Source organism: Croceibacterium xixiisoli (assembly GCF_009827305.1).
GTDB lineage: Bacteria > Pseudomonadota > Alphaproteobacteria > Sphingomonadales > Sphingomonadaceae > Croceibacterium_C > Croceibacterium_C xixiisoli.
This window is the reverse complement of the sequence record NZ_WTYJ01000002.1, coordinates 858,503-872,440: the sequence shown is the minus strand read 5'-3', so window position 1 is coordinate 872,440 and position 13,938 is coordinate 858,503. Positions and strand designations below refer to the sequence as shown.

Annotated in this window: 12 protein-coding genes and 1 tRNA gene; 3 read left to right on the top strand and 10 right to left on the bottom strand. The window is 63.3% G+C overall.

The features are described 5' to 3' along the window. Position 1: 1 nt before the first annotated feature. The 7 genes from GRI97_RS13120 to grxC form a co-directional block, all read right to left on the bottom strand. Complete coding sequence (locus GRI97_RS13120) at positions 2-1,510, bottom strand: MFS transporter (protein WP_161391609.1); 1,509 nt, start codon at positions 1,508-1,510, stop codon at positions 2-4. Between the two features lie 48 nt (positions 1,511-1,558). After that, complete coding sequence (locus GRI97_RS18450; RefSeq protein ID WP_202392775.1) at positions 1,559-1,744, bottom strand: hypothetical protein; 186 nt, start codon at positions 1,742-1,744, stop codon at positions 1,559-1,561. A gap of 221 nt (positions 1,745-1,965) precedes the next feature. After that, a complete protein-coding gene (locus tag GRI97_RS13115) occupies positions 1,966-4,518 on the bottom strand; it encodes a G8 domain-containing protein (protein WP_161391608.1) in 2,553 nt (850 codons plus the stop codon). 219 nt (positions 4,519-4,737) lie between these two features. Further along, positions 4,738-4,814: transfer RNA gene (locus GRI97_RS13110), tRNA-Arg, on the bottom strand. A gap of 53 nt (positions 4,815-4,867) precedes the next feature. Then, the gene (locus tag GRI97_RS13105; RefSeq protein ID WP_161391607.1) at positions 4,868-5,392 is read right to left on the bottom strand and encodes a DUF1178 family protein; all 525 of its coding nucleotides are present in this window, start codon (positions 5,390-5,392) and stop codon (positions 4,868-4,870) included. A 1-nt stretch (position 5,393) separates the two neighbouring features. Beyond that, positions 5,394-6,215 (bottom strand): carbon-nitrogen hydrolase family protein, encoded by an 822-nt coding sequence (locus GRI97_RS13100; RefSeq protein ID WP_161391606.1) that lies wholly within the window; start codon positions 6,213-6,215, stop codon positions 5,394-5,396. Positions 6,216-6,217: 2 nt separating this feature from the next. Further along, positions 6,218-6,481 carry a glutaredoxin 3 gene (gene grxC, locus GRI97_RS13095; protein ID WP_161391605.1) on the bottom strand — a complete coding sequence of 88 codons (264 nt, stop codon included), beginning with the start codon at positions 6,479-6,481 and terminating at the stop codon, positions 6,218-6,220. 169 nt (positions 6,482-6,650) lie between these two features. Between grxC and GRI97_RS13090 the strand changes: the two genes are divergently transcribed. Then, positions 6,651-7,118: an Hsp20 family protein gene (locus GRI97_RS13090; protein ID WP_161391604.1), complete on the top strand. Its 468-nt coding sequence runs from the start codon at positions 6,651-6,653 to the stop codon at positions 7,116-7,118. A 110-nt stretch (positions 7,119-7,228) separates the two neighbouring features. On the opposite strand, the gene GRI97_RS13085 is transcribed toward GRI97_RS13090, so the two are convergent. The 3 genes from GRI97_RS13085 to tpiA form a co-directional block, all read right to left on the bottom strand. After that, entirely contained in the window at positions 7,229-8,863 is a 1,635-nt protein-coding gene (locus GRI97_RS13085; protein WP_161391603.1) for a CTP synthase, read from the bottom strand. A gap of 109 nt (positions 8,864-8,972) precedes the next feature. Next, complete coding sequence (secG, locus tag GRI97_RS13080; protein WP_161391602.1) at positions 8,973-9,395, bottom strand: preprotein translocase subunit SecG; 423 nt, start codon at positions 9,393-9,395, stop codon at positions 8,973-8,975. Positions 9,396-9,494: 99 nt separating this feature from the next. After that, positions 9,495-10,253, bottom strand: a complete 759-nt coding sequence (gene tpiA / locus GRI97_RS13075; protein ID WP_161391601.1) for a triose-phosphate isomerase — start codon at positions 10,251-10,253, stop codon at positions 9,495-9,497. A 214-nt stretch (positions 10,254-10,467) separates the two neighbouring features. On the opposite strand from tpiA, the gene GRI97_RS13070 reads away from it, so the two are divergent. Continuing rightward, entirely contained in the window at positions 10,468-12,402 is a 1,935-nt protein-coding gene (locus GRI97_RS13070) for a SurA N-terminal domain-containing protein (protein ID WP_161391600.1), read from the top strand. Further along, on the top strand, positions 12,399-13,928 hold the full coding sequence (gene trpE / locus GRI97_RS13065; RefSeq protein WP_377019294.1) for an anthranilate synthase component I: 1,530 nt from the start codon (positions 12,399-12,401) through the stop codon (positions 13,926-13,928). Before GRI97_RS13070 ends, trpE begins: the two co-directional genes overlap by 4 nt. The last annotated feature ends 10 nt before the right edge of the window (positions 13,929-13,938 follow it).

The following is a 13,938-nucleotide window of genomic DNA, read 5'->3' as shown; positions in this document are numbered from 1 at the left end:
CTCAATTCTCCATTGCCGCGTGCCGCTGTTTGCGCAGCCAGCGCACCCGCACGCGCGCATCGCGGACGAATGAGCCAGGAAACTCGGTCAACGCACGCAGGCCGGATACGGTGCCGAGATTTCGTGCCGCGCGGCGGGTTTCGAACCAGACCTGCTGCACCATTTCCCGTCGATCGATCTGCCCCTCCTCCTCAACGAAGGACAATCGGTGCAGTGCGTAGAGGCCAAGCAGCCCCGCCCCGATGAAATAGAAATCCCAGTTCGACAGGGTGATGGGGGAGAGGATCGAAGTCCCGCCCGGGTCCGTCCAGCGGACCAGCAGTTCGAACCGACGGGCAGCGAAGAAATCGGCAAACAGACCGCCCAGGATCGGGGCGATCCCCGCAGCGAGCGAACTGGTCAAGGCACTGGTTGCGACATAGGCAGTCGCTTCCCCGCGCGGGCTGAGCTTGAGCGCGATGCTGGCGGTGGCGAGCGTGACCCCGGCCACGGCGGCGCCCATCAGCATGTGCAGCGCAACCAGATAGGCCATGCCCATCTGGCTGTTACCCAGTTGCGAGGCGCCGACCATAGCGACGATGGAAAAAATGTAGGTCGGTGCGGCGACCGCCAATACGGATTTGTGTGCGAAACGATCGCTGAGCGCACCCCACGCCCGCACGGAGGCAAGATTGGTGATCTGACTGACCACGCTCAGCACGACGACAAAGGTCATGTCGAATTGCAGCTGGCGCACGATGAAAACCGTGAAGAATGGGGTGGCCAGGTTCACCGCAAATTGCCAGCTGGCGAGGAAGCGGATCAGGCGACGAAAATTGCGGTCTGCGAAGGGCGTTCGCAACAATTCGCCGAGACCCAGCGGTTCGACACTGGGCGGCGGCATGCTGGGTTCAGGCATGCGCGCCACGACAAAGGCGCTGATCATGCCGGACACGCAGCCAGCCGCATAGAGGCCGGCGAATGCCCAGTCGCGTGCGCTGGAGCCTTCGGTCGTGCGATCAAGCAACAGTGCCGCAGCCAGACCGGCAATCAGCGTTACGGAGGTCGTGTAGACCATACGCTGGGAGAACAGAGTGCCGAGCCGTTCCTGTGGGGCAAGATCGCGCAGCCACCCATTCCAAGCGCAGCCTCCAATCGCACCGAGACCGCACAGCACGAATTGCGCAAAGATCACCGCGATCATTGCCAACCCGGGCGGAAGGAACAGCGCAAGGGCCATCAGCGCCAGCATCGAACGGCCCATGATGCTGCTGATCACGGCAATAGCCTTCCGCTTGCGAATGCGGTCGACCAGCAGCACGGCGGGTGCCTGGAACAATTGCCCCAAGAAGGGTGCACTGGCCAATATTCCCACCTGCAGATTGGACGCGCCGAGGTGCAGCGCGAACGCGGTGAGGATCACCCCGCTGGTCAGCGCCGCCGTGGCGCTGGAATAGCCAGCCTCATAAACCAGACGTGACAAGCCCGCTTCACGTTCGGCATCGCTGATGTCGGTCTGGGGCGCCAGCATGGCCCTACTCCGTCTTTCCGCCGAACAAGGGCTCAATCAGCAACAGACTTATTGCTGGTGGGGGTAATCTTCCGGCTTCACCGTGCTGACCATGGGGCGGTCTTCCACCTTCTCCGGTGCCTGCCCGCCCCCGGTACGATCATCGCCCGTGCCCGCATCCGGCCGGGCATCGCCCAGCGGACCGCGGGGCATCTTGGCAGGGTTGCCGCCTTTCTTGTCAGAATTTTCGGCCACTTCAGCCTCCTTCTCAGCTCCGTCCAGCAAAGAACGGAGTGTGCTGCTGATTTTTGGGCAGTTGGCAGGTAAATCGCCATGCTGCGTCCGGTCCTGAATGCCGCAGTTGGACGGTTGTTCCGCCGTCATTGTCAGGGCGACGAAAGAACCATGCATGCCCGGGCGCGTTCCGACATCGGAAACGATCCGTCACGATCCAGCATCGGCTCACACGAGATGGGTTATTCGCGGCGGGGTTCAGCTTTGTTGATCAGGGCCGTGGTGGTGACGGCCTGCCGGCTGACCTCTATGGTGGCCTGGGCCGTGATATTCCCGATCTTTTCTACGACGGCGCCCTGTTGATTGGCATCTTCGATCATGAGCTTGACCCAGAGCGTTTCGCCATCCCTGAACCATGCCGTCTGGCTGGCGGCGCGCAGCGCGGCAAGGCTTTCCTGCGGGGTGCCGCCGGCGGTGGTGGCAAAGCCGGGCAGTTCAAACAGCACGAAAGAATTGCGGTCCATTTCCCGGAGCGACAGGGAAAGCGTATCGCGGCTGGTTTCCACGCGGACTTCCGCGCCGCTGCCGATGGTGGTTTCGCCATTGTATTCGAAACGCTTGCCATTGCGCTGCAGGATAATCGGATCGATGATAGGACCGGTTTCGAACCCGCTGAAATTGCCGGCAATGCTGAACCGCCCCATATCGCCGGTGCAGATGGCGGCGCCCCAGCTCTGCCGGATTTCGCAGCTTTCCTCATCAGAGGCGATGCCATTGTCGACGACGATATAGGCGCCGGGAATGCCGCCGACCGAGCCATCCTTGTCATGGAAGGCGGCGCTGCGATAGGCGGCGCTGCGGCCATAGTCCGAAGCCCAACGACGCTGGATCGGGGGGAAACTGACCGGCTTGGCATTGACGAAGGTCAGACCCTCTACCGAATTGTTGGTGCTCATGCCGAAGCTGGTGAACAGCAGATAGGAAATCGCCCCGGCGTCGCGCAGGGCATTGGGCTGGAAATTGACGAAGGTCGTGTTTTCCACCTGATGATGGAAATCGTAATATTCATAGCCGCGAATGGGGAAATCCGCCGCTGCGGCCGGCAGGCTGCGGCCATAGGCGATTTCTTCCGGCGTGGTCGGGTTACCGATATTCTCGCTTTCTCCCACGAACAGCGAATTGACCACGCGAGAGGTGTAGGGAGCGATGCCCGGAATGCCCGAGGCATGGGTGAAGCCGATCGCGTTATCGGCCAGTTTCAGGTTGGTGTAGAGGTGCATTTCCCCGCGGCCCCAGATCGCGCCATTGCGGTTCTTGTAGCCGGTGAAATTGTCGAACACCGATGCGACCACCCCACTGCTGGTATCGGTGGGATCGGCATAGCTGGTGAGATTGGGACCGGCGATACCGAAGGTGCCATTGGCCGCCGGCCCGCGATCCAGCATCATGCCATCGAAATTGGAATGGGCGGTGTTGCCGCTGAATTCTCGCACCTTCGTCCGGCCCGGCCAGATATTGGCGCTGATCGCGGCGCCTTCGAACGCGCCGGTCGGATGCTGCGGCAAAGCGAACCAGAAGCCGATCTGGTCCGAACCGGCCGCCACATTGCCGCGATAGACATTGTCCGGATTGGTGATCCAGAAGGTGGAGACGGTGTTGTCCGACGGGATCAGGATATGTTCGGCCTTCTGCCCTCGCGTCGACTGAGAGGCCAGGGTGAGATTGGTCGGATCGCACGGCAGGGTTGGATGGCAGATTGTCTGAATGCCGAGATTGTTGACGAACTCGTTGCCCGTTTCGATCCCGTCTTCGAGGAAGAAGCAGTGCCCGACCGTGTTGAAGGTCACATTGTTTTCGACCTGCAGATTGTTGGTGCCATGCACCGTGACGCAGCGGCTGAAGGTGTCATGAATCGCGGCATTGCGGATATATTGCCCCTGCCCTTCCCCGATCAGATGCCAGTGGATGGGATAGCGCGCCAGCGTCAGATGCTGGCCCATGCGGTTGAGCTCAACGCCCGAGACATACATTCTAGAGCCGACCATCGCCATGATGTGGCCGCCGAAATAGGTCTTGTCCGCATCCTCCGACGCCTGGATGCGGATGTTGCGGGTCAACAGCCCGACCTCTCCGCGCTGATCGACGCCGAAGGTGATCTGCCCGAAATGCATATGGTCGAGCGGCCGGTCCAGCGTCAGCCGATTGTTGCCGATAGCCGCGATGCGGCGCCGTTCGGCCTGGCGCGGATTGAAATCGGTGGAGGCAAGGACGATCTCATCCCCCACCCGCCAGCCGCCGGCATCAAGCACTTCGATCTCGGTACTGCCCGCCGGTGCCGTGCGGGCCAGCTTCGTCCAAGCGTTTTCGCGATCGCCATGCAGGGTGAGCGTGCCGCGCATCAGCACAATGCCCCGATCGCCCATAGTGTTGACGTCTTCACCCGGAACATTGTCCGTCAAGGTGATGGTGGCATTGCGCGTGTGCGGGCGCGCCTGGGTGCCGATTTCCAGTTCCCCGCCGGGCACATAGATCCAGTCGGTTTCCAGCGCGATATCCCGCTCGTCCGAGAAGCGGAGCTTGCCCTGGATCGTCAGGCTGCGCAGCGTGGGTGGGCTGACATCGAGCAGCAGGTCCATGTCGCGGGCAATAGTGACCGCATCGCCCGCCCCGGGCACCCGCCCATCGGGCCAGGCGGCGGGGTCGGACCAGCGCATGGTCTTCATCGCTGCCGGAGCGGAAACGGGGCCCGGATCATCATGATCATGCGCCTGCTGCGCAGAAGCCCCCGTGCCCATGCCAAGCATGAGAACCGCCGGAATAAGCGAAGCAAAACACCGCAGGCCAGGCCGCTTGTGCATGATATCCATCCCCTCCGCCGGGGCTTTGGCCCGTGCCTTGTATTTGGGCGGGATTTTGCAAGCTGCGGCGCGATATGCAAGTCGATATCGGATACGGATTGTTAAGTTAAGAATGGATGCGGCTGGAAACCGTTGATTTCCGAACATTTGGAAAAATGGTGCACCCGACGGGATTCGAACCCATGGCCCCCAGATTAGGAATCTGATGCTCTATCCTGCTGAGCTACGGGTGCGCCGGAAGGCGGTTTAGGGGAGCATTGAGCGGCTGGCAATCGCCGGTTGACGATCAGTTGAGTTCGTCGGGCGGGGCCACCGGGAACGGCAGCGGGGCGATGGCGATGCCTTCTTCGAGCAGTTCATGCACATCCTGGGCCGTGGCGCGACCATGGATGGTTTCGGTATCCTGATCGCCATAGTGCATGGCACGGGATTTCTCAGCGAAGGAATCGCCCACCCAGGTGGAGCTTTTCAGCGCCTTTTCCTGCGCCTTGGCCAGTTTCTGCAGCGCCTCTGCCACCTGCGGGGGGATTGGCGTGTTGGCCATCACCTGTTCCAGCACGGCGGTGGGCGATGGCGGTGCGGGCGAGGTTGAATGTGGAGCGCTTGAATGGAGGGGCGGCTCTGGCAGGGAGGCGCGCTGGTTGCCCTTGCGTGGGACGGCCGGGGCCATGGGGGCCTTGGTGATGGCAGCAGAGCCGCAATGCGGACAATCGAGCAGACCGCGTTCACGCTGACGGTCATAATCGGCGGAAGAACCGAACCAGCCTTCGAAACGATGGCCGGAATCACAGTGAAGGTCGAACACGATCATGTCACGCCGATGTAGGAATCGGCCGGCGGTTCGCAAGGCTCGGCAATTGGCTGCGCACAGTCTCTATGCGGGCGGGATCGATCTCTGCAAAACCGAGGCCGGGTTTTTCGCCGCCCATGTCCAGCAGCACATCCCCCCAGGGATCGATCACCAGCGAATGGCCGTAGGTGCGCCGGCCATCGGCGTGTTCGCCGACCTGGGCGGCGGCGATGACATAGGCGCTGGATTCGACCGCGCGGGCGCGCTGCATCAGGTGCCAGTGCGCCTGACCGGTGGGCACGGTGAAGGCGGCGGGAATGGCGATGGCGTCGCAGCGGCGGCGGCCCAGTTCGCCGAACAGCGCCGGGAAGCGCACATCGTAGCAGATGGCCAGGCCGAGCAGGCCGATCGGCGTCTGCGCGCTGACCACGTCTTCCCCCGGGGCGTATGCGGCCGATTCGCGCCAGCTTTCCCCAGTGGCGAGTTCGACATCGAACATGTGGATCTTGTCATAACGGGCAGCGACATGGCCCTGCCCGTCGATCAGCAGCGAACGATTGGCCCAGCGCCCATCGGGCCGCAACACGGCGAGCGAGCCGAGCGCGACCCAGATGTCGTGAGCGGCGGCCGCCTGCTGGACAGCGGCCAGCACGCGATTGTCTGCCTCCGCCACGACATGCGGGCGGGCGCGTTCGCGGTCGCGATCGAGCAGACCGGACATTTCCGGGGTGAAGAGCATGCCTGCCCCCTGCCCCGCCGCGCCGGCGATGGCGTCGACGATCAACCCCGCATTCTCGGCAGGGTCGATGCCGGCGGTCATCTGCAGCAGAGCGATGCGCGCCATGGTCACAGGCCCAGCAACGGATCCAGCCTGCCAGCGCGGTCAAGCGCAGCGAGATCGTCCGACCCGCCGATCGGCTGATCATCGATGAAGATCTGCGGCACGGTGAAGGCATCGGGCTTGCGCTGGAGCATTTCCTCCCGCTTCGCCCCATCCATGGTGATGTCGTATTCGGTGAATTCGACACCCTTGGACGTCAGCAACGCCTTGGCACGGTGGCAGAAACCACAGGTGAACTTGGTATAGATCTCAACCTTGGGACTGGTCACAGCGAAACCCTTTTTTGTTCAGCGCCGATCCGGGGCGCCAATCGCCCCTTGAACAGCCTGTCTGTTTTCATATCTATCAGCAACCGGAGGCCCCCGCGAGGGGGCTGACGGATGGGTGCCGCCAAGCGGGCCCACAATGACCAAATTGCTCAAAAGAGGATTTGTTTCGATGAATCGTTTCGACTTTACCCCCTACCGCCGCTCCACCGTTGGCTTCGATCGCCTGTTCGATCTGCTGGAAACCAACAATCGTGCTGGCGGGGACAATTACCCCCCCTTCAATATCGAGCGCCGTGGCACCGACACCTATCGCATCACCCTGGCGGTGGCGGGATTCCGCGCTGGCGATCTTGACATCACCGCGCAGCAAAACCTGCTGGTCGTCCAGGGTCGCAAGCGTGACGAAACCAGCGACGGCGAGATGCTGCATGTCGGCATTGCCAACCGCGGTTTCGAACGCCGGTTCGAACTGGCCGATTTCGTCCGCGTGGCGGGTGCCGATATCGCCGATGGCCTGCTGATCATCGACCTGGTGCGCGAAGTGCCCGAGGCGATGAAACCGAAAAAGATCGCCATCGGCGGCAATGTCGCGCTGGAAGTCGTCAAGAACGACGACAAGGAAGCCGACGCCGCCTGATCTGATTGTCAGCGGAACAATTGCGCGGGGTGGAGCCACAAGCTCCGCCCCGTTTTCATATGCGCGGCGGGCAAGAAAAGGCCGACGTTGTCGCCGGCCTTTTCGGGTGATCAGACGAGGCGCGCCTGCTGTACGGCAGCGGCGATGAAGCCGGCGAACAGCGGATGCGGATCGAAGGGCTTGCTCTTCAACTCCGGATGGAACTGCACGCCGACAAACCAGGGATGATCGGGCCGCTCGACGATTTCGGGCAACAGGCCGTCAGGCGACATGCCGGAGAAGACCAGACCGCCCTGTTCCAGCGCGTCGCGATAGGAGACGTTCACTTCGTAACGGTGACGGTGGCGTTCCGAGATCGCCGTGGCCCCACCGTAGATGGCGGAGACATGGCTGTTGCCCGAGAGACGCGCCTCGAACGCACCGAGCCGCATGGTGCCGCCCTTGTCCCCCTGATCGCTGCGCTGTTCGAGCCCTTCCTTGCCCATCCATTCGGTGATGATACCGACCACAGGTTCGGCCGTGGGGCCGAATTCGGTGGAGGAGGCTGCGGCAATGCCGGCGGTGTTCCGTGCGCCTTCTATGCAGGCCATCTGCATGCCCAGGCAAATGCCGAAGAACGGCACATTGCGTTCGCGCGCGAAGCGGACGCTGGCAATCTTGCCTTCCGAACCGCGTTCACCGAACCCGCCCGGCACCAGAATACCGTGCATCGGTTCAAGCTGGGCGGCGATTTCCGCGTCGCCCTGTTCGAACAGTTCGGCATCGAGCCAGCGGATCTTGACCTTCACGCGGTTGGCCATGCCGCCATGAACAAGCGCTTCGTTCAGCGATTTGTAGGCATCCTGGAGGCCGACATATTTGCCGACCACGCCGATGGTCACTTCGCCTTCGGGGTTTTCGTAGCGATCGAGAATATCGTCCCAGCGCGCCATTTCCGGCAGTGGGGCAACGAGGCCAAAGTGACGCAGCACTTCATGATCGAGCCCTTCGGCATGGTATTGCGAAGGCACGGCATAGATACTGGAGGCGTCGAGCGCAGGGATCACCGCCTCTTTCCGGACATTGCAGAACAGCGCGATCTTGGCGCGTTCATTGTCGGGCAGCGGCTGTTCGCAGCGGCACAGCAGCAGATCGGGCTGCACGCCCAGGCTGGTGAGTTCGCGGACGGAGTGCTGCGTCGGCTTTGTCTTCAGTTCGCCGGCAGCGGAAATATAGGGAACCAGCGTCACATGGATCAGCGCGGTTTGATCGCGCGGCAGATCGTTGCGCAGCTGACGGATTGCTTCGATGAAGGGCAGGCTTTCGATGTCGCCGACAGTGCCGCCGATTTCGCAGAGCACGAAATCGAGATCGGATGCTTCGGCCAAGGCGAACTGCTTGATCGCATCGGTGACGTGCGGAATGACCTGCACCGTCGCGCCGAGGTAATCGCCACGCCGTTCACGAGCGATGATCTGCTGATAGATCCGGCCGGACGTGACATTGTCGCTCTGCCGTGCCGAAACGCCCGTGAAGCGCTCGTAATGGCCAAGATCGAGATCGGTTTCGGCCCCGTCATCGGTGACATACACCTCGCCATGCTGATACGGGCTCATAGTGCCTGGATCGACATTGAGATAGGGGTCGAATTTGCGAATGCGGACCTTGTATCCGCGTGCCTGAAGCAGAGCCGCCAGGCTTGCCGCCATCAGCCCTTTGCCGAGCGACGAGACCACGCCGCCGGTGATAAAAATGTACCGCGCCATGGGAACCGCGCCTTAAGCCACACGACAGATTCGGCGCAAGCACCGAACCTGTCTGTTTTCACATATTGTCGAATTGTGGCCGAACCGCCCGGTTCGGCCGCAGCGCATGTTACTGCGCCACATCCGCCAGCGGGTCACCCGTAGCCGGGCTGACCTGCGTTGCGGGGGCAGCTTCCCCGGCCGGCGCGGTAGGCGCCGGTGCGCCAGGCGCAGGCGAAGCACTGGCCGGCGCAAGCGGATCCTGCTGCACCGGGGCCACATTGCGATTGAGCGAATCGTCGAGTTCGCGGCCGGAGGTGCTGTTAACGGCAACCGCTGCCAGCATGATTGCCAGAACGACGAAAGCCACCGCCAGCCACTTGGTCGTGCGGGTCAGAAAATCCGCTGCGCCACGGGCCGACATCAGACCGCCAGGACTGCCGCCACCGCCGACGCCAAGGCCACCACCTTCGGAACGCTGCATGAGGATCACGCCGACCAAGGCGGCGGCGACGATCGCCTGCAGCACGGTCAGAAAATAGAAAAGCGACATGGATCGTTCCAGAAACTACGGCCAGAAAAAGGAGACGCCGCGCATCTAGGCATGCGCGGCGAAATCGGCAAGGCCGGGGATGCCCCGGCCCGCGCGGGATCAGCCCTTGGCCACATCCGCAGCCGCAGCGATGATGCCGAGGAATTTTTCCGCCGTGAGGCTGGCTCCGCCGACCAGTGCGCCGCCGACTTCGTCAGCCGCGAGCAATTCTGCCGCATTGCCGGCATTCACCGAGCCGCCGTAGAGGATCCGAACCTGGCCGCCGGCCGGGCCGTAGATTTCCACGAGCTTGGCGCGGATCGAGCGATGCATGGCGGCCACATCGTCAACCGTGGGGGTGCGGCCGGTGCCGATCGCCCAGACCGGTTCATAGGCCACGGTCACCTTGTCGACGACGGCATCGCCCAGCGGCAGCGAGCCTTCGATCTGGGCTGCGACCACGGCTTCGTGAGTGCCGGCATCGCGCTGTGCTTCGGTTTCGCCGACGCACACGATCACGGCCAGACCAACGGCGAGCGCAGCATCGGCCTTGGCCTTCACCACGGCATCGCTTTCGCCGTGATCGGCGCGGCGTTCGCTGTGGCCGACGATGACGAAGCTGCCGCCGGCATCCTTGATCATCGCGGCCGAAATATCACCGGTGTGAGCGCCGCCTTCGGCAATATGGCAATCCTGCGCACCGACGCCGATCAGCCCGGCTTCGTGACGGGTCGCGTGGATCAGGGTGAACGGCGGAGCAAGGGCCACTTCAGCCTTCAGCAGTCGTTCTGCCGCACGGTCAATGGCACGTGCTTCAGACAGCATGGCACGGGTGCCGTGCATCTTCCAATTGCCTACAATGTAAGGGCGCTGGGCCATGTATATCCTCGAAATTCGCTAACGATCACGGGCCTCGGTTGAGGCAAAAAGTGCATGCCCGCTAATCTGCGGGGGCATCGATGTCAAAGCCGGTTTTTTCCCGCGATGGTATGTTGCCTGCACTGTTGCGGCGCGGACGCATGACGGATAAAGCGCAGGCCCAATCCGGCGGATCCAACCCGCCCCCCATGACATTACGACGAAAAGCCCGCTCATGATCCAGATGTTCCGCAGCTTCTTCAGTTCGAAGTTTGGCATTATTTTCATGCTCGGCTTCGTCGGGGTGATTGGCATCGCCTTTGCGGCCGGCGACATTTCCGGCAATTCCATACTCGGCGGTGTTTCGGGTGGCGAACAGGTGGCGGTTGTCGGCAAGCGCAAGCTGTCCACCGGCGATCTGACGACCAGCGCCAACAATGCGCTCGAACAGGTTCGCCAGCAGGACCCCACTGCAACGATGCAGGGCTTCATCGGCAGCGGCGGTCTGGATAATGTGGTCGATCAGCTGATCAGCCGCACCGCGATTGCCGAATTTGCCCGTTCGATCGGCCTGCGCGCCAGCAACAGGTTGGTGGATAGCGAGTTGCTGCAGATTCCGCAGTTCCAGGGTGCGGATGGCAAGTTCGATGCCAATGCATTCCGCAGCCTGCTGGCCGAGCGCCGCCTGACCGAAGCGGCAGTGCGTGACGACCTCGCCATCGGACTGCTGGCCCAGCAATTGCTGACGCCGGTGGCACAGTCGGCCACCGTGCCGCGGAGCGTTGCCCAGCAATATGCATCGCTGCTGCGCGAACAGCGCCAGGGCCAGATCGCGACCTTCCCGGCGACATCCTATGCCCCGACCCGCGCGCCGAGCGATGCGGAAATCCAGGCATACTACAAGGACAAGACCAGCAGTTTCATCCGCCCTGAGCGCCGGGTGATTCGCTTTGCCGCTTTCGGCGCCGATGCGCTGAAGAACCTGCCCGCCCCGACCGACGCGCAGATCGAGGCACGCTATCGCCGCGACAGCGCGCAATACGCCGCCGTGGAAAACCGTCGTTTCGGCCAGCTGGTGCTGCTGACCGAAGCGGCCGCAAAGGCCATCGTCGCCGAGTTGAATGGCGGCAAGTCGCTGGAACAGGCCGCCCGTGAAAAGGGCCTGGCTGTTGCAGCGATCGCCCCCTCCAGCCGGGCGCAGCTGACGACCAGCACCTCCGCCGCCGTCGCACAGGCCGGCTTTGCCACCGCGCAGGGCAAGGTTTCCGCACCCGCCCGCGGCCCGCTGGGCTGGTACGTGCTGCGTGTCGATGCCATCGAACAGCGCGCCGAGCGCCCGCTGGCATCCGTTCGCGAAGAGATTGTCACCGCGCTGAGCGCCGAACAGCGCCAGACCGCACTGACGGAACTGACCGCCCGCATCGACGGCGAGTTCGAAGAAGGGCGCAACCTGTCCGACGTGGCGAAGGAACTGAACCTGACGATCACCACGACCGAGCCGGTGACCGCCAATGGCCGCGTGTATGGCAAGCCGACCGAAACCGTGCCTCAGGTGCTGGGGCCGGTGCTCGCATCTGCATTCGCCGCCGATGAAGGCCAGCCCCAGCTGGCAGAACTGGTGCAGGGTCAGGCCTTCCTGATTTACGACGTTGCCTCTGTCACCAATTCCTCCGCCGCACCGCTGGCGGAAATCCGCGAAGACGTGATCGCCCTGTGGCGGCGCGATCAGGGTTCGGCAGCCGCCAAGGCCGCCGCCGACCGCGTGTTGAAGCGGATCGCCGATGGCTCCAGTCTGGCCGATGCCGTGAAGGCGGAAAACCGCACGCTGCCAGCCGTCGAACAGCTGAATGTGAACCGGGAGCAGCTGGCCCAGCGGGGCCAGGTCCCCGCGCCGCTGGCGCTGTTCTTCAGCATGGCCGAAGGCACGGAAAAGCGGCTGGAAGCGCAGAACCGCAATGCCTGGTTCGTTATCCAGGTCGACAAGATCAATGCCCCGGCGATCAAGCCTGAAGATCCCATCGTGCTGGCGACCGTGCAGCAGCTTGGTGCGAGCACGGGCGAGGAATATGTCGCCCAGTTTATCCGCGCCGCCGAAAGGGCCGTGGGTTCCGAACGTAACCAGAGTGGCATCGACGCCGTCCGCGCCACCCTGGCCGGCGAGACGAATTGAGGAACAGTACCCTGTCCGGTCCCCTGCCTGAAAACACCGCCAGTGCCATTGCCGATCTGACTGCGGGCAAATCCGCGCTGGTCTGGCGCAAGCTGGTGGCCGACACCGAAACCCCCGTGGGCGCAGCGTTGAAGCTGATCGTCCCGGGACGGGGTGACTTCCTGCTTGAATCGGTTGAAGGCGGAGAAATTCGCGGCCGATACAGCCTGCTGGGTCTCGACCCCGATTTGCTGTTCCGCGCTACGGGCACCACGGCAGAGGTCAATCCGCACTGGCGCGATGACCGGGACGCTTTCTCGCCCCTGCCGGGCAACAGCCTGGCCGAACTGCGCGCGCTGGCTGAGGCCTGCCGCATCGATGTGCCGGCCGCCCTGCCCTCTGCGCTCGCCTGCCTGGTCGGTTATTTCGGCTATGAGACGATCGGCCTCGTCGAAAAGCTGCCGCGGGCGCCGCAGAGCGATCTGGCGCTGCCTGACATGCTGTTTGCCCGGCCGACCATTCTGCTGGTGTTCGACCGGCTGAGTGACGAGCTGTTTTGCATCGCGCCGTTGTGGGCCGGCGAAACCCACCCGGAACGCGCCGTCGAACAGGCTGGTGAACGGATCGACGATGTGTTGCGCAGGCTGGCCCAGGCCGCCCCGCCCGCCGTGCGTGCGACCGACCTGCCGGACATGGCGCTGAACCCGGTAATGGCGTCTGCCGATTACGAGAAGATGGTGCTGCAGGCGAAGGAATATATCGCTGCCGGCGACATCTTCCAGGTGGTGCTGGCGCAGCGCTTTACCTGCCCCTTCCCCCTGCCCCCCTTCGCGCTCTATCGCGCGCTGCGCCGGGTGAACCCTTCGCCGTTCCTCTATTTCCTCGACCTGCCGGGCTTTGCCGTGGTTGGATCGAGCCCCGAAATCCTGGTCCGCGTGCGTGATGGCGAGGTGACCATCCGCCCGATCGCCGGCACCCGCCCGCGCGGAGCCAATGCCGAGGAAGACCAGGCGGCTGAGGAAAGCCTGTTGGCCGACCCCAAGGAACGGGCCGAACATCTGATGCTGCTGGACCTGGGTCGCAATGATGTGGGCCGCGTGGCCAGCGCGGGCAGCGTGCGGATCACCGCCAGCTACACCATCGAGCGCTACAGCCATGTGATGCACATCGTCAGCAATGTCGTTGGCCAGTTGGCAGACGGCAAGGATGCTCTGGATGCGCTGTTCGCCGGCTTCCCCGCCGGGACCGTGTCGGGTGCGCCCAAGATTCGTGCCTGCGAGATCATCGCCGGGCTGGAGCCGGAAACACGCGGGCCCTACGCCGGCGGCGTCGGCTATTTCGCCCCCGATGGATCGGTCGACAGTTGCATCGTGTTGCGGACGGCGGTGATCAAGGACGGCACCATGCATGTGCAGGCCGGCGCCGGCATCGTGGCTGACAGCGACCCGGATTATGAATCCCGCGAATGCCGCGCCAAGGCCAGCGCCCTGGTGGCAGCTGCACGCGAGGCTGCCCGCGTCGCCGGAGAGGCGGAGTTCGGGCAATAATTGCCAGAGA